We start from the raw sequence: 20,984 nt of genomic DNA on the forward strand, positions 1-20,984 counted from the left end.
GGCGTTAAACTGTCAAGCGTGGTTACCCAGAGACCCCAGCGGTCCCCCAGGCTGGACAAGAAGCAGGTCGTCGAGGCCGCGCTGCGACTGCTCAACGAGACGGGCCTCGACGGCCTCACCCTCCGGGCCATCGCCAAGGAGCTGAACGTCCAGGCTCCCGCGCTCTACTGGCATTTCAAGAACAAGCAGGAACTGCTCGACGAGATGGCCACGGAGATGTACCGGCGGATGGTCGACGCCCCCGGAGCGGCGGAGGGCGACGGCTGGCGGGAGCGGCTGCTCGCCGCCAACCGCGGACTGCGCGCCGCCCTGCTGAGCTACCGCGACGGCGCGAAGGTCTTCAGCGGTTCACGCTTCACGGGCACGCTGCACGCCGTCGAGATGGAGCGGACCCTGACGCTCTTCACCGGGGCGGGATTCACCCTCACCCAGGCGGTGCGCGCGACCTCCACCACGTACCTGTACACGATCGGCTTCGTGACCGAGGAACAGGGCGTCCAGCCGCTGCCGGGCGAGCGCCGAGAGGGGTACGACATGGACGAACGCGCCCGCCGCATGGCCGACTTCCCCCTGTCGGCAGCGGCGGGCGCGGAGATCTTCGAGGACTACGAACGGCACTTCGAGGAAGGCCTGAGCCTGATCGTCGCGGGCATCGAGGCGGGCTACGGGGTCGGCTGAGCCGACGGCCCGCCCGGCGGCACGGCTCCGCGTCAGATCTTCGGCGCGTCCGCCCGGGGTGCCGTCCACGCCGGGCCGACCGAGAGGAAGGTGGAGCGGCTGACCAGCCGGGCGTTCCTCCCGCCGTCGAGCGCGTACTCACCCGACTCCAGCAGGAGCGCCGTCTTCGGGTCGATCACGAGACGGCCGCGATGGTCCTCGGTGTCCAGCTCGACGACGGTTCCGGCGCGTCCGACGCTGTCCTTCGTCCCGCCCCCCAGCCGGATGCCGGGGATCTCGGCGAGCAGTTCGTACACGGCGGCACGCAGTTCGGGGCCGGCCGGGGCGAGGGCGAGCAGGTTGCCGGCTCCGTTGAAGAGCGCCACCCAGCCGGCCTGCTTCGGCCTGCCGCCGAGGAGGCGGGTCCTGAGGGCGGCCGGGGTGGTGGGCAGCGTGCGCAGGTCGTCCCAGGTGATGTCCTTCTCCGCGATGCTCCAGGTCATCAGGCTGGTCGGATATGAAGTGACCTTTCCGGATGCGGTCCGGCTGGTCATTCCGGTACGGCTCAGCCAACTGACGCGGTGCCGCTTGACGCCGTTCGGGTGGTGGGAGTGGCTCCGGGCCGGCTCGGGCGGGGGGCCGGCCTCCAGTACGGAGTCGACCTTCCAGTAGGGAGCCTCGGTACGCGTCGCGTCCGCGGCCACGTAGGCGACGCGCTGGAGGAATTCCGGCGCGGTCGTCGGGTGTTCACGACTGTCACCGAAGCCGGTCCTCGGCAGCAGCACCGCCCCGGCCGCCGCCGCGGCGGCCACCCCGCCCGCCGCCAGCAGCATGCGTCGCCGGCTCAGCCCCGGTCGCGGCACCGAAGCGTGAACCGGCCCTTCAGCCGGGACCGCGTCCGATGTCGTGTCCGCGCCCACGGTCTCCACCGCCGCGGCCGCCCGCACCGCGGTCAGCGCCGAACGGATCACCTCGGGCGTCGGCGGCGCGACGCGCCCGGCGGCCAGGAGCCGGTCGGCGCCCGCGAAGTCCGGCGTGAACGCGTCCTCGTCGTAGCGCTCGTCGTGCTGGGTCATGTCAGATCTCCCGCCGTGAGTTCCGCTTCGGTGTCCGTCCCCTGTCCGGCTCCCAGTGCTTCGCGCAGCCTCTTGCGGGCGCGGTGCAGCCGGGAGCGGGCGGTGCCCGGAGGGACCCCGACCGCGGTCGCGGCCTCGGCCGGGGTGAGCTGGTCCCATACGACGAGCAGCAGCAGTTGGCGCTCCACCTCCGGCATGCCGGCCAGCACACGGCGCATCAGCGGGGCCACCGCGGCGGCGTCGAGCCGCTGGTCGACGGCTCCCCAGGGGTCGGTGCTGCCCTCGCTCGGCGACGGGATCCCCAGGTCTCGGGGCGCGCCGCGCCAGTGCCCGGCCACCACCACCCGGGCCACGCCGAACAGCCAGCCGCGCACGGTGCCGCGACCGGGGTCGAAGCCCGCGCGGCCCCGGAAGGCCTGCAGCCAGGTCTCCGACAGCAGATCGTCCGCGGCGCCCGGCGCGCGCCGCAGGAGAAAGCCGTGCAACGCGGTGGAGTGCCGGGCGACCAATGGTTCGAACGCGACGGGGTCGCTCACCGACCGGGTGAGCAGTTCCTCGTCCGTCTCCGATTCCGCCTCCGTGTCCGTGTCCGTCTTCATCGGACCATCCCTCCTGCGGCCGTGACGACGACGACCGCACCCGGTGATTGGTGACCGGGTGCGGTCGCGTTCGACGGAGGGGCGATTTCCGGCCGGTCGTACGGATGCCTTCGGGGGCGTCCTACGGAGCGGTTACCGGAAGGCCGGTCACGGGCGTGGCTTCGACAGGGCCGTGCGGAGTCTCGGGGTGAGCCACTTCTCGACGTACTGGTTGAGCAGCCAGGCGAGCAGCAGCATCGTGGCGATCGTGGCCAGGATCGTGCCGTACGACGGGATGTGCAGGGTCTGGTGGTAGGCCTTGATGACGACCCAGCCCAGGTGTTCGTGGACCAGGTAGAACGGGTACGTCAGCGCGCCCGCGACCGTCAGCCAGCGCCAGTTCGCCCAGTGCAGCCAGCCCAGCGCGATCGCGGCGACGGCGACGTAGCCGAAGGTGACGACCAGGATGATGCCGAGGGCCGAGCGGGTGGAGAAGAACTCCGGGTTCGGGGCGTGCCACAGCTGCTGGACCGCGTAGTGCTGGCCGATCAGCCAGCTCACGCCGACGATGCCCCAGGCGTGCGCGTCCCGGCGGTTGCGGTGGACGAGGTAGAGGCCGACACCGCCGATGAAGAAGGAGGCGTACTCCGGCTCCAGGACCATGTTGAGGAGTGGCTCGTTCACGCCCTGCGCGATGGCCGCGGCCAGTGTCCAGCCGGCGCAGAACAGGATCACGCGCTGCCGGTTCGCCCCCGGCAGGACGATGCACAGCGCGAAGAGGGCGTAGAAGCGGACCTCCGCCCACAGGGTCCAGCAGACGCCCAGCACCCGGTCGACGCCCAGCGGCTGCTGGAGCATGGTGAGGTTGACCAGGGTGTCGCTCGGGGAGACCGCCTTGTACGCGACGAACGGCAGGGCGAACACCGCCGTCACGATGAGGATCGCGGCCCAGTACGCGGGCAGCAGCCGGGAGGCGCGCGAGGCGAAGAAGGAGCGCAGCGGCCGGCCCCAGCCGCTCATGCAGATGACGAAGCCGCTGATCACGAAGAAGACCTGCACACCCATGCAGCCGTAGGCGAACAGGTGGTGCAGGGTGGGGAACTGATGCTTCGGCGAGCTGCCCCAGGCCTGTACGACCTCGCCGTCCCGCCCGCCGTAGTGGTACACGGCCACCATCAGGGCCGCGATGAGCCGCAGCCCGTCGAGGGCGCGCAGCCGGCTCTCCCGGCGCGCCGCGGGCTTGGGTGTGGGAGACGTCTCGGCAGGTGGCAGGACGGTACGGACCACGGTGCCGGTTGACGTCCCGCGGGCCTCCTCGGGCGTGTCGATCACAAGGTTCCCCTCAATGGGACTCAGCTGGCCCACAGCACGTTAGTCCGATAGTCGGGGATGCTTGCGCCTTGGCGAGGCCGGTTTGTCGTCTCGCCCACGGGAGTTCACCTATGCGATGCCCCCACGTTGAGAACTCTTCCGAATCGGCACAAATCGACGGGGCTTCGGGCGGGGTACTGGCGTGTTCTCGAACGGGTGTCGCGGGGGCGCTGGGGGTGTGTCGCAGGCGCGTCTCGGGAGCGGGGGAGCGGAGGAGCGCAAGGGCCCTCAACAGCGCACGCTGGGCGCGTACAGGAGCGCGCGGGGCGCGTAGGGATCCGGGCGGAACAAGGGGGCGGGGGCCGGGGGGGGAGGCCCGGCCCCCCCCCCTGTCCCGAGGGGGCCGGGGGGTGCGGGCGCGGGGGCGGGCCCCGGCCGGGCGGGCCCCCGGCCGGCCACCGCGCCCGGGGGGGCGCTAACGGGGGGGGGGGGGGGGGGGGGGGGGGGGGGGGCACCGGGGGGGGGGGGGGGGGGGTCCCCCCCCCCCCCCGCCCCCTTGTCCTTCGCTGCCGGAGTGTTCCGTCCTCGCGGACGGTCCCGGCCGGTGCGCCGCCTCAGCGGCCCACCGCCCGCTTCAGGGAGCGCGCCCTCCGGGCGACCCTCCGTACGGTCGCGTTGCGCGGGATGAACGCGAGCTGGGCCGGCACCGCTCCGGGCAGGGCCAGCGAGGTGAGGCGCTTGCGCTTGAAGTAGCGCCAGGTGTGCTGGGTGAGCTGGTTCGTCAGATAGCTCTCGGCCGCCGGGCGCAGGTCCGGATAGATCTTCGGCTGCATCGCGAAGCCGACGGCTCTCAGGAGCCTCGTCAGGTCCTCCACGCCCATGCCGGGGCGCTGTTCGGTGACCGCCGCGCTGTCCGACAGGTCGGGCAGCAGCGCGTCGACGATGGTCACCGGGACGCGGTTGCTGTTCTCGTACGGGGTGAGACGGTCCAGCAGCGAGCCGGTTCCGACGCGGGCGACCGGCAGGCCGTACAGCGCGGACGCCGTGAGCAGCGCCGTGGAGAAGCAGCCGACGACCAGCGCGGGACGCATCCGCTGGTAGAGCACCTCGGCGAGGACCGGGGTGTCGAGGACGGTGAGGTCGGCGCCGAGTTTCTCGGCCTCCTTCTCCAGCATCCGCGACCAGCGGGCCGGGGCCGAGGGGTGCGGCTTGAACACCACGCGGGTGTGGCCGAGCGCGAGGGCGCCCTTCAGCATCCGTACGTGGAGCTGCTCCTCCTCCTCGGCGGTGAGGATCTCCAGTGCGGAGAGGTACTGGCCGAGCAGCAGTGCCGGCTCGTCGATCGACGGCAGTTCGTCACCGGTGTCGACGAGTTCGGCGAGCACCTTCACGAACGCGTCCGTGGGCACGATCTCCGGCTCGACGTCGAACTCGGTGAGCAGCAGCGGCTTCAGACCGGGAACCAGGTCCAGGTGGAGCAGCCGGGTCACCCGGGTGCCGACCAGCGGGTCGATCTTGTTGCGGGTGGGGCCGTAACTCATCAGGCCGTCGGCGTACACCGTGACGGGCGCGCCCATGAAGATCTGGGAGACGCCGAGTGCCGGGTTGACCTGGATCGACTCCACGGCCAGCTCGATGTCGTCGTCGCCGAGGTTCCAGGCGAGCCGCAGATGCCGTTCCCACAGAGGTACGTCGTCCGGCCGCGGAGTCCAGCCGCCCGGGTGGAAAGGGGAGATGGTCTCGTTCCACGAGATGACATCGTCGAAGCGGCCGCGGAGCTGCTCGAAGCCGGGCATCTCGTCCACGGCGGACGTCGTCTCGGGCGTCGCCGCGTTGTTGGAGACGAGCAGGATGCGCCGGTCGGCGGGTCCGAAGCTGTCGGTGTCGAGGGCCGCGGCGAGCGTGGCCGTTCCGTACAGCGTGGACGCCATGAAGATCTGGGTGGTCACGCCGCCACCCCCGCGGCGGGCGCGGGCCGTCGGCGCAGCCGGCGCAGCCGGGTGGCGCGCTGGACGTCCATCGAGTCGAGGGCCTCGTCGAGCACGCCCTGGGGCATACGGCGCAGTGCGACGGCACTCATGGACTTCAGTTTCCGTGCCACTGCTGGCTCGAACCTTTCGATGGATCCCAGATGATGGGAAATAATCGCGCAATAGGTGCGCACGGCCTTGGGCAGGAGTTTTGCCGCGTCCCGGTCCTCGGCGGTTTCCGCTACGACCTGGTCGAACGCGCGAATGAAATCGAGTTGGCGTACGTCCCCGATCTGGGTGAGGGAGGAGGCGACGCCACGCCGGTAGAAGACGCCGAGCAGCCCCACCGTGGCGAAGGATTCGGCCTCCCGGTGCAGCTTCCAGATCCACGGCCGGTCCTCGGCCGTGCGCAGCCCGTCGGTGAAGTGGAGCAGCCCGCGGTCGACCAGCCGGCGGTGGTAGATGCCCGCCCAGGCGTAGGCGTAGTCGACGGAGGTGGAACGGTCGGAGGGGAGGATGGCATCACGGGGATCGAGGACGACTCCGCGGCGGCCGTGCGGTACACGGTGGATGGTGCGGGCCCGGGCGGTGCACTGGACATGGTCCGTGCGGACGAAGTCGCAGCCCAGATCCTCGATGGAGGACACGAGTTGTTCGTAGTATCCGGGGGCGAGCCAGTCGTCCCCGTCGAGGAACGTGAGGTACTCGCCACGCGCTTTGTCGATCCCGGTGTTGCGTGCGGTGGCCAGTCCTCCGTTCTTCTCGTGTCTGACATACACCGCACCCGGGAGCTCGCGCTCCGCGCGCGCGAGGATGTCCGGTGTCTCGTCGCGCGAGCAGTCGTCGACGAGAATGAATTCGAAGTCCTGCCGTGCGTTCGCACGCAGGCTCTTCAGGGTGTCGGGCGCATATTGCTGCACGTTGTAGAACGGCACGATGACGGAGAGCTTGACCACGCCTGTGACGTTAAGGGGCGGCCCGGCATTCGTCTTGACCGTTGGTGAGATACGAGGTGAACGACACGTGGCGGAACTGTGAACCACGTCGTTTTCTCAGCCGATCCCGGGCTGATTCCCCATTCGTCGATGTGCTGTTAACCGTTTGTTGTATTCGGGTTGGGCCGCTCCTCGAAAAGGGTTCCTAGCGTCTAGGGCGTGCCAGCAAGTACCCCGAAGTCCCTGCGGGTGGCCGTCCTCGCGGATTCCGACACCAGGTGGAAATGGGGTTCGCTCACCGCGAACCGCATTTCTCCTTCCGAATCGGACATTCGCCTCGACGGGTTCCTCCTGCGCGGCCGAGCCACCCCGACCGCCCGCCAGCTCGAAGAGGTCGGCGTCCGCGCGGACTCCCTCCGCGAGGTCACCGCCGTCGAGTTCCTGCGCGAGCTGGGCAAGGAGGACTGCGTCTACGACGTGGTCGTCCTCGCCCTGGTCGGCGGTGCCGTCCAGGCGGTCCTGCACGGCCTGGCCCGCGCCTGGGACGGGCGGACGAAGCGGCCCCTGGTCGTCACCGGCTATGTCGGTGTCGTCTACGAGAAGCTCGCCGACGGGCTGCTCCTGCGGCACGGCGCGGATCTCGTCCTCGCCAACTCCCGCCAGGACGCGGACCGGTTCAAGGCCGTGTACGAGGGGGTCGGCGCCGACGCCGGTTCGGTGACCGAGGTCGCGCTGCCCTTCCTCGGCGGGGCGGCGTACGAGGAGAACGACCCCTACACGGTCGTCTTCGCCGCCCAGCCCTCCGTACCGGAGAGCCGCAAGGACCGTACGTACCTGCTGGACCGGCTGATCCGGCACGCGCGGCTGCACCCGGACCGCGAGGTCCTGCTCAAGCTGCGCTCCAGGCCGGGCGAGCACACCACGCACATCGAGGAGCTGCCGTACCAGAAGCTGGTGCAGAAGGCGGACCCGCCGGCCAACTTCCGGCTGGTGTACGGGCACATGGGTGAGGTCCTCGACCGCACCGACCTGCTGGTCACCATCAGCTCCACCGCCGCCCTGGAGTCCCTGCACCGCCGTATCCCCACCGTCGTCCTCAGCGACCTCGGGGTGCGCGAGGCGCTCGGCAACCACCACTTCGTGGGCTCCGGTTGCCTCGCCTCCTGGGACCAGCTCGACGCCGGGTACCGGCCGGTGCCGGACGCCGCCTGGGTGGCACGGCAGGGCGTCGCGGCCGACGGTTCGTACGAGACGGCCTTCGACGCGGCCCGGCAGCGCATCACCGGGCTGCTGGCGGCGGACAAGCTGCCGCCCCTCGCTCCCTACTACACCCCCGTCACCGCGCCCGGCTATCTGCCCGGCATCCTCGCCCGCCACCACCTCGGCCCGGACGGCACCCCGCTGCCCGGCGCCCCCGCGGCGGACCGGGAACCCAGCCCCGTACGGCAGATCGTGCGCCGGGCCGCCCGCGGCGCCTACCGCCACGGCGTCCAGCGCGTGGCACCGGTGATCCGGCGGATGGGCGAACTGTGAGCGCCCCGACAGCGGGCAGCCCGCGGTCCGTCGCCCCCCTCGCCTTCCTCGCCTCCCTCGTCAAGGAGAACAGCGCATGACCAACTCGGAAGCGGGCCAAGCCGCGCCGGTGCGCCGCGTACTCGCGGTGATCCCCGCGCGCGGCGGCTCCAAGGGAGTGCCCGCCAAGAACCTCCTCCCCGTCGGCGGTGTGCCGCTGGTGGCCCGCGCGGTGCGCGAGTGCCGCGCCGCCCGCCTCGTGACGGACGTGGTCGTCTCCACCGACGACCAGGCCATCGCGGCCGCCGCCCGCCAGGCCGGCGCCGAGGTCGTGCTGCGCCCCGCCGCCATCGCCGGGGACACCGCCACCTCCGAGGCCGCCGTCCTGCACGCCATGGACACCCACGAGGCGCTGCACGGCTCCCCGGTCGACGTGGTGCTGCTCGTCCAGTGCACCAGCCCGTTCATCATCCGCGAGGACGTGGACGGCGTCGTGAACGCGATCGTCGCGAACGGCGCGGACACGGCGCTGACCGTGGCCCCCTTCCACGGCTTCGTGTGGCGCGACGGGGACGACGAGCCCACCGCCGCGGTGGCCGTCGAGACCGAGCGCGCCGCCGTCGACGGCGGCACCGACACCCTGGTGGACACCGCCACCAGCGGCGGCTACGGCGTCAACCACGACAAGTCCTTCCGGCCGCGCCGCCAGGACCGCCCCCAGGACCTCCTGGAGACCGGCGCCGTCTACGCCATGGAGGCCGCCGGCTTCCGTGAGGCGAAGCACCGGTTCTTCGGCCGCACCGAACTCGTGCGCACCGACCCGGCCCGCGTGCTGGAGATCGACGACCCGCACGACCTCGCCCGCGCCCGGGCCCTCGCGCCGCTCTTCGACGCGACAAGGCCCGGATCCCTCCCGACCGCCGACGACATCGACGCGGTCGTCCTCGACTTCGACGGCACCCAGACCGACGACAGGGTGCTGATCGACTCCGACGGACGGGAGTTCGTCTCCGTGCACCGCGGGGACGGCCTCGGTATCGCCGCCCTCCGCAAGAGCGGGCTGACGATGCTGATCCTGTCCTCGGAACAGAACCCGGTCGTCGCCGCCCGGGCCCGGAAGCTCAAGCTTCCGGTCCTGCACGGCATCGACCGGAAAGACCTCGCACTGAAGCAGTGGTGCGAGGAGCAGGGCATCGCGCCTGAGCGCGTGCTCTACGTCGGCAACGACGTCAACGACCTCCCGTGCTTCGCCCTGGTGGGCTGGCCGGTGGCGGTCGCGAGCGCCCACGACGTCGTGCGCGGCGCCGCACGCGCGGTCACCACCGTCCCCGGTGGCGACGGCGCGATCCGAGAGATCGCCAGCTGGATCCTCGGCCCTTCTCTCGACTCCCTCGACAAGTAAGGAACGTCTCACCATGAGCAACTCCCGTCTGCGCAACTTCGGTTCGAAGACCGCCGGCCCCGGCCACCCCGTCTACGTCGTCGGCGAGATCGGCATCAACCACAACGGTGAGCTCGAGAACGCCTTCAAGCTCATCGCCGCCGCCGCCGAGGCCGGCTGTGACGCCGTCAAGTTCCAGAAGCGCACCCCGGAGATCTGCACCCCGCGCGACCAGTGGGACATCGAGCGCGACACCCCCTGGGGCCGCATGACCTACATCGACTACCGCCACCGTGTGGAGTTCGGTGAGGACGAGTACCGCCAGATCGACGAGTACGCCAAGAGCAAGAACATCGACTGGTTCGCCTCCCCGTGGGACACCGAGGCCGTCGCCTTCCTGGAGAAGTTCGACGTCCCGGCCCACAAGGTCGCCTCCGCCTCGCTGACCGACGACGAGCTGCTCCGCTCGCTGCGCGCCACCGGCCGCACGGTCATCCTCTCCACCGGCATGTCGACGCCGAAGCAGATCCGTCACGCGGTCGAGGTCCTCGGCAGCGACAACATCCTGATGTGCCACGCCACGTCGACCTACCCGGCGCAGGCGGAGGAGCTCAACCTCCGCGTCATCAACACCCTGCAGGCCGAGTACCCGAACGTTCCGATCGGCTACTCCGGCCACGAGACGGGCCTGCAGACCACGCTCGCCGCGGTCGCCCTCGGCGCCACCTTCGTCGAGCGCCACATCACCCTGGACCGCGCGATGTGGGGCTCCGACCAGGCCGCCTCCGTCGAGCCGCAGGGCCTGACCCGCCTCGTCCGCGACATCCGCACCATCGAGGCCTCCCTCGGTGACGGTGTCAAGAAGGTCTACGACTCCGAGCTCGGCCCGATGAAGAAGCTGCGCCGCGTCACGGGCGTCGTCGCCGAGGCCGAGATCGCCGCGGCCGCGGGCGAGCCCGTCTCGGTCTGAACGCCCTGAATCCCTTACGACGGGACGGTCGTACGTCGATGAGCCCCCGCGCCGGTTCCGCCGGCTCCACCACTCTCGCCTTCGTCGAGAGTCCGGTACAGCTCCTGAACGTGCTGGAGTGGGCGCACGCACATGCCCACAACGGTGCGGCGCCCGGCGCGGGACTCACCCTCGTCGTCCTGTCTCCCAACGACCCGATGACCCGTGGCCAGCTCCGCCGGATGGCGGAACTGGCCCGCGACGAGGGCCACGCGGTCCGCTGGGAGGAGGCACGCGGCGGCACCACGGCCCCCTTCCACACGATCGGGGGACTGGCTCCGCTGCTCCGCCGGGCCCGGCGGATCGTCATGGGAGACCCGTTCTCCCGCTATGTGCAGCTTCTGCTGACCATCACCCGGGCACGGGACCTCGTCGTGGTCGACGACGGCACCGCGACGATGGAGTTCGTCGCCCAGCTCGCCCGCGGCGAACGCCTGGTGCGCTGGCACCGGCGCGGTGGCCGCCCCGGCCCGCGGGACGTGCTCTTCGCCCCCGTGTCCGCCGCGGCCCGCCGCCGGCTGACGCCCAGTACCCGCCGTACGGTCGAGGTCTTCTCCTCGATGCCGATCGAATCGGCACCGGACGGTGTGGAGATCACCGCCAACGACTTCTCCTGGACCCGGGCCCGGTTCGGCCCGCCGCGCATCACCAAGACCGCGGACATGGTCGGCACCTCGCTCGTCGAGACGGGCGTGGTCGACCCGGACCGCTACCTGGAGGCGGTCCGCGCGCTCGCCAAGGCGCACGGCGCGACCCGCTACTTCGCGCACCGCCGCGAGAGCGCCGACAAACTGCACCGGCTGGCCGGCGAAACGGGTCTGGAAATCGTCCGCCCCGACCTGCCGCTCGAACTGATCGCCCGGCGCGGCCCCATAGGCCGGACGATTCTGAGCTTTCCGTCGACGGTCGTGCACACGCTGCCGCTCGCCCTGGTCGGCACCGACGTACGGGTCGCGGTCTGCGACATCGACCCGAGCTGGCTGACCGAGAACGCCTCGCCCCGGGCCCAGGGCTTCCTGTCCGGGGTCACCGGGACGGCCCGGGATGTCCACCGTCTCTCGGCGGTCTCGACCGTCTAGAACAAGCCATATTTTTTCAGCGAGTGGAGCCCGGCGCATCGCGCCGGGCTCCACTCATTCGTTCGCCCCAAGATCTACGCGCATCATCCAGGCTGTCCGCGCGCATCCTCCACGATCAGCGCACCGAACAGCCGTGCGTTGTTCACCAGTTCTCCATGATGAGCGCGTTGGACCGACACGATCCGGCCATTGAATCGCAGCGCGCGGTACCGATCCGGACCGCGCGGGGATTCCGTTTCCGGAATGGGGGGACAAGCACGTGGCGTCCGCGCAAGAGGAGTCCGACAGACCGGAGTCCGGACGATCCGAGTCCGGAGAATCGGCATCCGGCATACCGGAGACCGAGATATCGGAGTCCGACAGAGCGGAGTCCGACGGACCGGAGTCCCGCAGGGCGGGTACCGAGGGGGCGGGGACCGGCAAGGCCGTCTCCGGCCGGCCCGAGGTCCAGGAGCTCACTCCCCGGCGGCTCAACGCGGCCCGCGGCCTCGGTGACCGCATCTTCCGGGTCCAGCTCACCGGCACCGGCATCGCCGTCCTCGCCGTCATGGCGGGGGTAGGACTCTTCCTCCTCCTGAGGGCCGGTCAGGCGCTGCGCGCCCGGGGCTTCGCCTTCCTCACCACCCCCGAATGGCAGCCGGACGTCCACAACTTCGGCATCGCGGCCGTCATGACCGGCACCATCCTGATCGCCCTGGTCGCGGTGACGATCTCCGTGCCGCTCGCCGTCGGAACCGCCCTGTTCATCACCGACGTGGCTCCGCCCCGACTGCGCCGCACCCTCGTGTCGATGGTCGACCTGATGGCGGCCGTCCCCTCGGTCGTGTACGGGCTGTGGGGGCTGTTCTTCTTCCAGCAGCACGTGATCGGACTGTCGCGCTGGCTGTCCACCTGGTTCGGCTGGATCCCCCTGTTCAAGGTGGACGGCGCCCAGCCGGGCGAGCCGCTGGCCACCGACAGCGTGTACACGGCCTCCACCTTCATCGCCGGGATCGTCGTCGCCCTGATGGTCGCGCCGATCCAGTGCTCGGTGATGCGCGAGGTCTTCTCGCAGGCGCCGCCCGGCGAGCGCGAGGGCGCCTACGCGCTCGGCGCGACCCGCTGGGGCATGATCCGCAGCGTCGTCCTGCCGTACGGCAAGGGCGGCATGATCGGCGGCACGATGCTGGGGCTCGGCCGGGCGCTCGGCGAGACGATCGCGGTGTACATGATCATCTCGCCGGTCTTCAGCATCCAGTTCCACATCCTGCAGACCGGCTCGAACTCGGTGTCCTCGCTGATCGCCCTGCACTACGGCGACGCCTCCACCTTCGGTATGTCGGCGCTGATGGCGGCGGGCCTGGCGCTGTTCCTGCTCACCCTGGCGGTCAACTTCACCGCCTCCTCCGTGGTGGCCCGCAGCCGCTCCGGCGCGCAGAGCGAGGCATGAGATGACAGTCATCGAAGAAACGTCCCTCTCGGGCGTGCGCGACGCCGAGCCCGAGCCCGCGCCCGTCGCGGTGGAGCAGTCGCAGCACGCGCCGCAGCCCCTGCGGCCGCGCCGCATCGGCGGGGTCAGCCGCACCGGGGTGCTGTCCCTGTGCGGTGCCGCCGCCTCCGGGCTCTGCGTCACCGTCCTGCTGTTCGGCCAACTCGCCCCGTTCTCCGGTGCGTTGGGCTTCAGCGTCACCGCCTACCTCATCTTCCTGGCGATCTACGCGGTACTGACCGGGCTCGACGAGGACGGCCAGGCCGTACGCGACCGGGTGATGACGGTCGTCCTGTGGACGGCGGCCACGCTGCTGTTCTCCGGCCTGTTCATGGTCGTCGGCTTCACCGCCTGGCGCGGCAAGGACGCCCTGCCGCACGGCAACTTCTTCACCCAGGACATGCAGGCCGCGGGCCCGCTCGACCCGCTCACCCACGGCGGCATCGCCCACGCGATGCTCGGCACGCTCACCATGATCGCCATCGCGCTCGCGATCACCGTGCCGCTGGGCCTCGCCTGCGCCGTCTATCTGAACCAGATCCCGGGCCGGTTCTCCCGGTTCGTCCGGACGATCGTCGAGGCGATGACCGCGCTGCCCTCGATCGTCGCCGGTCTGATGGTGTACGCCACCTGGATCCTCGGCCTCGGTATGCAGAAGTCGGGCCTCGCGGCCGGCTTCGCGATCAGCGTGATGATGCTGCCGATCGTGATCCGGGCCTCCGACGTGGTGCTGCGGCTGGTGCCGGGCAACCTCACCGAGGCGGCGGAGGCGCTCGGCGCGCCGCGCTGGCGCACGGTGTGGCACGTCGTGCTGCCCACCGCCCGCTCGGGCCTCGCCACCGCCGTCATCCTCGGCACCGCCCGTGGAATCGGCGAGACCTCGCCCGTCCTGCTCACCGCAGGCTTCACGGCCGCGCTCAACGTGGACCCGACCAGCGGGCCGATGGTCTCGCTGCCGCTCGCGGTCTTCAACTTCGTCAAGTCGCCCGAGCCCACGATGATCGCCCGCGGTTTCGGCGCCGCCGCCGTCCTGATGGCCCTCGTCCTGGTGCTGTTCGTCATCGCCCGGGTGATCGGCGGGCGCGGCCCCGGCCACCAGACCAAGCGCCAGGCCCGCCGTACCGCCCGCGCCTCACGGCAGGACGTACGGCGCTTCGAGGACCTGCACGCGCCCGGCCTGTCCCTGTTCGAGAGCCCCGGGGGATCGCACCCCGCGCAAACCGCCCTGTCCGCCCCCGCCACCGGAGAGACCGACTGATGCGCAGCCACCTCCACTCCGCCCTCGGGCGCCTTCGGGCACTCGGGACGCTCGGCGCGCTGCTCGGCGTGATCGCCGCGCTGCTGGCCGGTCCGCTGGCGGCCCCCGCCGCCGCCGACAGCTACACGCCGATATCCGGCGCCGGCTCCACCTGGGCCGAGAACGCCGTCGACGAATGGCGCCGCGCCGTCAACCAGTACGGCATGCGGATCAGCTACGCCGGCACCGGATCCTCCGACGGCCGCCGCCAGTTCCTCAGCGGCACCGTCGACTTCGCCGTCTCGGACATCCCGTTCCAGACCCACCCGACCGACGGCTCGGCCGCCGAACGGCCCGCGTCCGGGTCGTACGCCTACATGCCGATCGTGGCCGGCGGCACCGTCTTCATGTACCACCTGACGGTCAACGGCAAGCGGGTCACCAACCTGCGCCTCTCCGGCGACGTGGTCACCAAGATCTTCACCGGCGCCATCAAGACCTGGGACGACCCGGTCATCAAGGCCGACAACCCGGGGCTCCAGCTCCCGCACCGCACCATCGTCCCCGTCGTACGCTCCGACGGCTCGGGCTCCACGGCCCAGTTCACGATGTGGATGGCCAACCAGCACAAGTCGCTGTGGGAGTCCTACTGCCGCAAGGTCGGCCGCTCCGGAGCCTGCGGGCAGACCTCGTACTACCCGACCGTCCCCGGCATGATCGCCCAGTCCGGCGACCTCGGCGTCGCGGGCTACGTCGCCCAGAACTACGGCGAGGGCGCGATCGGCTACGTCAACTACTCGTACGCCCTGAACGCGCACTATCCGGTCGCCAAGGTCCTCAACCACGCGGGCTACTACACCGAGCCGACCCCGCAGAACGTCGCGGTCTCGCTGCTCAAGGCGAAGATCAACACCGACAAGAGCTCCGCGGACTACCTCACCCAGAAGCTCGACGGCGTCTACAACGACTCCGACCGGCGCAACTACCCGCTCTCCAGCTACTCGTACATGATCCTGCCCCTGAAGGTGCAGGGCACCTTCACCAAGACCAAGGGCAAGACGCTCGGCGCGTTCTCGTACTACTTCATGTGCCAGGGCCAGCAGCAGGCGCCCTCGCTCGGCTACTCGCCGCTGCCGATCAACCTGGTGAAGGCGGGCTTCGACCAGATCCGCCGCATCCCGGGCGTGCAGGCCCAGAGCGTCAACCTCAAGGGCTGCAACAACCCGACCTTCTCCAGCGACGGGCACAACAAGCTCGCCGACACCGCTCCCTACCCCGCCGCCTGTGACAAGAAGGGCGCCCCCGCCTGCACCACCGGCAGCGGTGGAGCCAAGGCGGGCGGCAGCTCGGGCGGTTCGGGCTCCACGGGCGGCACGAGCGGCGGTTCCACCTCGGGCGGTTCCACCAGTGGCGGCACCAGCGGCGGTACCACCGGCGGGAGTTCGGGCGGCGGCGGCACGGCCGCGGGAGGCGGGACCGGCGGCAGCTCCGCCCCGGTCGTCGACCCCGACACCGGCCAGACGCTCTCCCCCGGCACGGGCGGCGGCTCGGGGACCGGTTCCTCGGGCGGCAGCGGCGGAGGAACCGGCGGCACCGGCGCGGTGAACGACACCATCGCGCTCGCCCAGCCGGTCTCCGTGGCCGGCACCCAGGGCTGGACCAGCACCCAGACGCTGATGCTCATCGCGGCCTTCCTGGTCCTCGGACTCGTCCTGCTGCCCTCCGTGGTGTCCCGGGCGATCGCCGGGCGCGGCACCGGCAAGGACGCCGGAGAGGGGCAGCAGCGATGAACTCCCGCAGCACAGGACCCCGCATCACAGGACGGCGCGGCGCGAGACCCGCGGCCACGAGCCCGCGCCCGCGCGGCAGAGCGGTGCTCCGCGTGCGGCGGCTGCTCCTGCGCGTCGTCGTCGGAGCGGCCGTGGGCGCCCTCGCCGGACTCGGCGTGGCCCAGGCGGCCGCCCCGGCGTCCGCGGCGGGCACCGCGGCCACCACCTCCTCGGCCGTCACCGTCTCCGGCCGCGGCGAGTTCAAGGACATGAAGTTCACCGTCGACCAGACCACCCACCTGACCAGTCAGGCGGTCACGGTCTCCTGGTCCGGCGGCACCTCGTCCACCTTCGCCGGCACGTCGTTCAACACCGACTTCGTGCAGATCATGCAGTGCTGGGGCGACGACGACGGCACGGTGCCGTCCAACCCGGGCCCCGCGCGCACCCAGTGCCAGTACGGCGCCTCGCCGACCACCGACCGCGGCGGCTGGCCGGGCAACGACTACGACGACACCCGCAAGGTGTTCTACAGCGCCGATCCCACCAACTACGGCCAGGACAACCGGTACGGGGCGGCCAACCCCAACGCCCCGGGCGAGGTGCCCTTCAAGTCCGTCGACGGCACGGTGATCACCTCCGGCACCCAGAACAACGCCTTCTTCAACCGCAACACCACCAACGAGGTCGACTTCGCCCGCACCGGCGCCGACGGCACCGGCAAGGAGTACTTCGAGGTCCAGACCGCCAACGAGGCCCCGCACCTGGGCTGCGGTCTGCCGGTCACCGTCAACGGCGGCACCAAGCCGCGCTCCTGCTGGCTGGTCATCGTCCCGCAGGGCCACCTCGACCTGGACGGCAAGCCGTACGCCGACCACAGCCAGGTCAACGCCGGCTCCCCGGTCTCCTCCACCAACTGGCAGAACCGCGTGGCGATCCCGCTCGGCTTCAACTCGGTCGGCACCAACTGCGCGCTCGGCGCGAAGGAACGCGCCACCACCGGCAGCGAGCTCGCCGCCGACGCGATGACGAGCTGGCAGTCGGCCCTGTGCCCGACCGGCACGGTGTACGGCTACACCGAGCTGGGCGAACCGGACACCCGCGCCCGCCTCATCAACGACGGCTCCTCCGGCCTCGCCTTCACCACCCGCGCCCTCGGAGCCGACGCCGGGACCACGGCACCCTCCGACCCGACCGTGTACGCGCCCGTCGCCCTCTCCGGAACCGTCATCGGGTTCACGGTCGAACGCAGGCCCAAGGCGGGCGCCCCGGACTCCGTCCGCAAACTCGCGGGCACCAAGGTCGAATCCGTCGACCTCACCCCGCGCCTGGTCGCCAAGCTGCTCACCGAGTCGTACCGCAACTCGCCCTGGGGAGCGGTGCTCGCCGACAACGCGGCCAGCGGCTACGGCTGGGCCAAGACCAACCCCGCGGGACTGGCCAGCGACCCCGAATTCATCTCCCTCAACCCCGAGTTCGCGGACCTCTCGGTCTCCGAGACGCCGTCCACCGACACCGACCTGATCACCGCGCTCGGGCACAGCGACTCCGCCCGCGCGCTGTGGCAGTGGATCCTCGCCGACAAGGACGCCCGCGGCTTCCTGGCCGGTACGGCCGACGCCTGGGGCACCCAGGTCAACCCGTACTACAGCACCACCGCGTCCCGTAACCCGACCGGCTTCGCCTTCGACCCCGCGAGCTCCGACGACTACCCCAAGAGCGACCCCTGGTGCGCGATCCCGCCGGGTACCGACGCCACGATCAAGCAGTGCATGACCGACTTCCACCCCTACGTGGAGGACATGCACTCCGGCGCCCTGCACACCCGGCGTGCCGACACCCTCTGGAAGTCGAGCTGGGACGCGCTGGCCAACCCGCCGGCCTTCAAGAGCCCGGGACCCCAGACGGTCGGCTCCCGCTTCGTGATCACCGTCACCGACGCGGCCTCCGCCGCCCGTTACGGCCTCCAGACCGCCCGGCTGCGCAACACCGCCGGCAAGTTCGTGGGCCCCTCCGCGGAGTCCTTGACCGCGGCGGCCACCGGCGCCACCGGCACCGGGGCCCCCGAGATCACCCCGGCCACGGCCGACGCCGAGGGCGCCTACCCGCTCGCCCAGCTCGTCTACGCGGCGGTGCGCCCGGCCAAGGTCGACACGGCCGCCCGCAAGGACTACGCGGCCCTGCTGCGGTACGCCACCGGCGACGGACAGACCAACGGCGCCGACCCGGGCCTGCTCCCCGTCGGTTACGCCCCGCTCTCCGCCGCCCTGCGCACCAAGGCGACCAAGGCGGCCGACGCCCTCGTCCACTACACCGGACCCAGCTCGACGCCCTCGGGCAGCGGCTCGGGTTCCGCCGGCGGATCGAGCGGCGGCTCCACGGGCGGCAGCGACTCCGCCGGCTCCGGCGGCGGTTCGGGCGGCACCGACTCCGGCGGCTCCACGGGCGGCGACAACGCCGCCGACGGCAGCAGCGGAGGCGGCAGCGGCGCCACGCCGAGTGCCGGCGCGAGCACGACGCCGAGCGCCGCTCCGTCCTACGACGGCGGCAAGGCCGTACAGACCACCGCCCTGGGCACCACGCCCGACGACCCGGCCAACTCCCTGCGGTACGCCGTCCCGGTCGGTGCCGCGCTCGGCGCCTTCGCCGGCATCGGCGCGCCGTTCGCCGGCGGCGGCAGGCTGCGGCTCCCGCTGCGCGTCCCGCTGCCCGGCGGCCGTGGAGTGACCGTCCCCGCGTTCACCCTGCCCGAGTGGCTGCGCAAGCGGCTGCCCTCCGGCCGGAGCTGAGCTCGCGGAGCGCGGGCCCGCCGGGTCCGCGCTCCCCACAGACGGCCGCCCGCCCCGAAAGGCAGTCGGGGCGGACGGCCCGTACCACCCTGCCAGATCCTCCCGACGTCACGTCGCACACCCTCTGGAGACTCTCAATGCGCACGATGCGCCTTTCGGCGGCCATGGTCGCCGCCGCCGTGGTGTCCGGCACGCTGGCTCTGGCGAGCCCGGCGTCCGCCGACCCCACCCCCGCCGGCACCTTCCGCAAGCTGGTCGGCGTGGGCTCGGACACCACCCAGGACGTGCTCAACGCCCTGGCCGGCGACACCGTCAACAACAACAGCTACGCCACCACCGCCGTGAAGTCGGCGAGCGGCGCGGGCGTCGCCTCCTACGACGCGATCGAGCCCGGTACCGGCTCGACCACCTCGAACATCACCACCCGCACGGGCGGCCCGTCCTTCCTGCGCCCCAACGGCTCCGGCAAGGGCCGCCTCGCCCTCAGCATGGCGCTGACCGGCGACAAGTTCCCCGACAGCTCGGGTGTCTCCATCAAGGGCCAGGTCGACTTCGCCCGCTCCTCCAGCGGTCCGAGCACCTCCGGAACCGCCTTCACGTACATCCCGTTCGCGCGTGACGCGGTCGGCGTGGCGGTCCGCGGCTCGGCCCTGAACACGCTGACCGTCGACCAGCTCCACGACATCTACTCGGGCACGCTGACCGAGGTCAACGGCCAGACCGTGCACCCGAAGATCCCGCAGTCCGGCTCCGGCACCCGCAAGTTCTTCCTCGGCGCCATCGGCCTCACCGACGCCACGCTCTCCCCGAACGTCGGGACCGTCCAGGAGAACCAGGCCGACGGCGCCCTCGACGCGGACGGCGCGCTCGTCCCGTTCTCGGTGGGCAGCTGGATCGCCCAGAACAACGGCATCTCCCCGGACTTCAGCACCACCGCGGCCGCCGCCGGCGCCCACCTGGCCGCCGTGCAGCTGCCCGGCGACGAGGGCGCCACCACCCCGGTCACCACCGTGAACGGCAAGCTCGCCCCGGTCGGCGCCTACTACGAGAACGCCACCTTCGGCCGCGACGTCTACAACGTCGTTCCGTCCCGGGCGATCGACCCGACCGGCATCTTCTTCGACAAGGACCTCTACGACGTCTTCGTCACCAGCGGCACCCACGAGGCGGCCCTCGCCTCCGACGCCGCCGAGGGCGTCATCGCCAAGTTCGGCTTCGTGAACGAGTCCTACAACGGCTCGGTCAACCCCACCAAGCACGCCAAGCTCGGCGGCCTGGAGGAGTCCGGTGTCGACGCGTCCACGCCGGCCGCGCCGACCCTGAGCGGCACCCGCGGCGACGGAAGCGTCAAGCTGAACTGGACCGCTCCCTCCGCCACCGGCCTCCCGGTCACCGACTACCGCGTGACCCTGACCGGTTCGGACGGCGCCGTCGTGGCCGTCAAGGACCTCCCGGCCACCACCACGTCGTACACCTTCAGCGGTCTGGCCCTCGGCCACTACACGGCCGAAGTCTCCGCCGCCAACCTCAACGGCAGCGGCGTCGTCTCCTCCTGGACCGGCGACATCAAGTACACGACCACCCTGAAGGCGACCACCGCGACGACCGCGTACGGCAAGGCCCCCAAGGTCGCCGTCGCCGTCGCCGACACGCACGGCGTCGTCGCGACCGGCACGGTCACCGTGAAGGAGGGCACCACCACCCTCGGCACGGGCACCCTGGACAGCACCGGCAAGGTCTCGGTCAGCCTGTCCAGCCACCTGAAGGTCGCCAAGCACAGCCTCACGGTGTCCTACGCGGGCAACAGCAAGCTCCTGACGTCCAGCGGGACCACCTCGCTGACCGTCTCGAAGGCGACCCCGAGCGTCAGCACCTCGGCGCCGACCTCGATCAGCCACCTCTCGCAGGCCAAGGTCAGCCTCAAGGTCACCGCGACCGGCACCACGCCGACCGGCACGGTCCGCATCTACGAGGGTTCGCGCGTCATCGCCACCGGCACCCTGAGCGGCGGCAAGGTGACCATCAAGCTGCCGAAGCTGTCCCGCGGCACCCACACCCTGCACGCCTGGTACGTGGGTTCCACCACGGTGAACTCGAAGACCGGCACCACTTTCAAGATCAAGTCCACCTGATCCGTGGCCTGTTGAACCACCCTCTCGCCGGGGGGCGCCCAGCAGGGCGCTCCCCGGCGGGGCCCCCTTCCGCCTTCCGCC

15 protein-coding genes are annotated in these 20,984 nt (G+C 71.3%); 10 read left to right on the forward strand and 5 right to left on the reverse strand.

Annotation, left to right across the window (positions count from 1 at the left end; genetic code table 11):
- The first annotated feature begins 18 nt into the window (after window positions 1-18).
- Entirely contained in the window at window positions 19-678 is a 660-nt protein-coding gene (locus tag ACIQRL_RS18715; protein WP_401332557.1) for a TetR/AcrR family transcriptional regulator C-terminal domain-containing protein, read from the forward strand.
- Between the two features lie 32 nt (window positions 679-710).
- Here the strand turns inward: ACIQRL_RS18715 and ACIQRL_RS18720 are convergent, their stop codons facing one another.
- The 5 genes from ACIQRL_RS18720 to ACIQRL_RS18740 form a co-directional block, all read right to left on the reverse strand.
- Window positions 711-1,733, reverse strand: coding sequence for a CU044_5270 family protein (locus ACIQRL_RS18720; protein ID WP_401332559.1), 1,023 nt, complete (start codon window positions 1,731-1,733; stop codon window positions 711-713).
- Window positions 1,730-2,332: an RNA polymerase sigma factor gene (locus ACIQRL_RS18725; protein WP_401332561.1), complete on the reverse strand. Its 603-nt coding sequence runs from the start codon at window positions 2,330-2,332 to the stop codon at window positions 1,730-1,732. The genes ACIQRL_RS18720 and ACIQRL_RS18725 overlap by 4 nt, the downstream gene beginning before the upstream one ends.
- A 147-nt stretch (window positions 2,333-2,479) precedes the next feature.
- On the reverse strand, window positions 2,480-3,643 hold the full coding sequence (locus ACIQRL_RS18730; RefSeq protein ID WP_401332563.1) for an acyltransferase family protein: 1,164 nt from the start codon (window positions 3,641-3,643) through the stop codon (window positions 2,480-2,482).
- Between the two features lie 593 nt (window positions 3,644-4,236).
- A complete protein-coding gene (locus ACIQRL_RS18735) occupies window positions 4,237-5,571 on the reverse strand; it encodes an alpha-2,8-polysialyltransferase family protein (protein ID WP_401332564.1) in 1,335 nt (444 codons plus the stop codon).
- Window positions 5,568-6,548, reverse strand: a complete 981-nt coding sequence (locus ACIQRL_RS18740; protein WP_401332566.1) for a glycosyltransferase family 2 protein — start codon at window positions 6,546-6,548, stop codon at window positions 5,568-5,570. Before ACIQRL_RS18740 ends, ACIQRL_RS18735 begins: the two co-directional genes overlap by 4 nt.
- A 198-nt stretch (window positions 6,549-6,746) precedes the next feature.
- On the opposite strand from ACIQRL_RS18740, the gene ACIQRL_RS18745 reads away from it, so the two are divergent.
- From ACIQRL_RS18745 to ACIQRL_RS18785, 9 genes are all read left to right on the forward strand, one after another.
- Complete coding sequence (locus tag ACIQRL_RS18745) at window positions 6,747-8,060, forward strand: DUF6716 putative glycosyltransferase (protein WP_401332568.1); 1,314 nt, start codon at window positions 6,747-6,749, stop codon at window positions 8,058-8,060.
- A gap of 76 nt (window positions 8,061-8,136) precedes the next feature.
- Window positions 8,137-9,441 carry a cytidylyltransferase domain-containing protein gene (locus tag ACIQRL_RS18750; RefSeq protein ID WP_401332570.1) on the forward strand — a complete coding sequence of 435 codons (1,305 nt, stop codon included), beginning with the start codon at window positions 8,137-8,139 and terminating at the stop codon, window positions 9,439-9,441.
- A gap of 13 nt (window positions 9,442-9,454) precedes the next feature.
- Window positions 9,455-10,390, forward strand: a complete 936-nt coding sequence (locus ACIQRL_RS18755; RefSeq protein ID WP_328448958.1) for an N-acetylneuraminate synthase family protein — start codon at window positions 9,455-9,457, stop codon at window positions 10,388-10,390.
- A gap of 38 nt (window positions 10,391-10,428) precedes the next feature.
- Complete coding sequence (locus ACIQRL_RS18760; protein ID WP_401332572.1) at window positions 10,429-11,508, forward strand: hypothetical protein; 1,080 nt, start codon at window positions 10,429-10,431, stop codon at window positions 11,506-11,508.
- Window positions 11,509-11,767: 259 nt separating this feature from the next.
- On the forward strand, window positions 11,768-12,937 hold the full coding sequence (gene pstC, locus ACIQRL_RS18765; RefSeq protein WP_401332574.1) for a phosphate ABC transporter permease subunit PstC: 1,170 nt from the start codon (window positions 11,768-11,770) through the stop codon (window positions 12,935-12,937).
- Between the two features lies 1 nt (window position 12,938).
- Window positions 12,939-14,234, forward strand: coding sequence for a phosphate ABC transporter permease PstA (gene pstA, locus ACIQRL_RS18770; RefSeq protein WP_401332576.1), 1,296 nt, complete (start codon window positions 12,939-12,941; stop codon window positions 14,232-14,234).
- Window positions 14,234-16,003 carry a phosphate ABC transporter substrate-binding protein PstS gene (locus ACIQRL_RS18775; RefSeq protein ID WP_401332578.1) on the forward strand — a complete coding sequence of 590 codons (1,770 nt, stop codon included), beginning with the start codon at window positions 14,234-14,236 and terminating at the stop codon, window positions 16,001-16,003. Before pstA ends, ACIQRL_RS18775 begins: the two co-directional genes overlap by 1 nt.
- 92 nt (window positions 16,004-16,095) lie before the next feature.
- On the forward strand, window positions 16,096-18,771 hold the full coding sequence (locus ACIQRL_RS18780; protein ID WP_401332580.1) for a hypothetical protein: 2,676 nt from the start codon (window positions 16,096-16,098) through the stop codon (window positions 18,769-18,771).
- 137 nt (window positions 18,772-18,908) lie between these two features.
- The gene (locus ACIQRL_RS18785) at window positions 18,909-20,903 is read left to right on the forward strand and encodes an Ig-like domain repeat protein (protein ID WP_401332582.1); all 1,995 of its coding nucleotides are present in this window, start codon (window positions 18,909-18,911) and stop codon (window positions 20,901-20,903) included.
- The last annotated feature ends 81 nt before the right edge of the window (window positions 20,904-20,984 follow it).

It is taken from the genome of Streptomyces sp. NPDC091209, from assembly GCF_044757755.1.
Classification (GTDB): domain Bacteria; phylum Actinomycetota; class Actinomycetes; order Streptomycetales; family Streptomycetaceae; genus Streptomyces.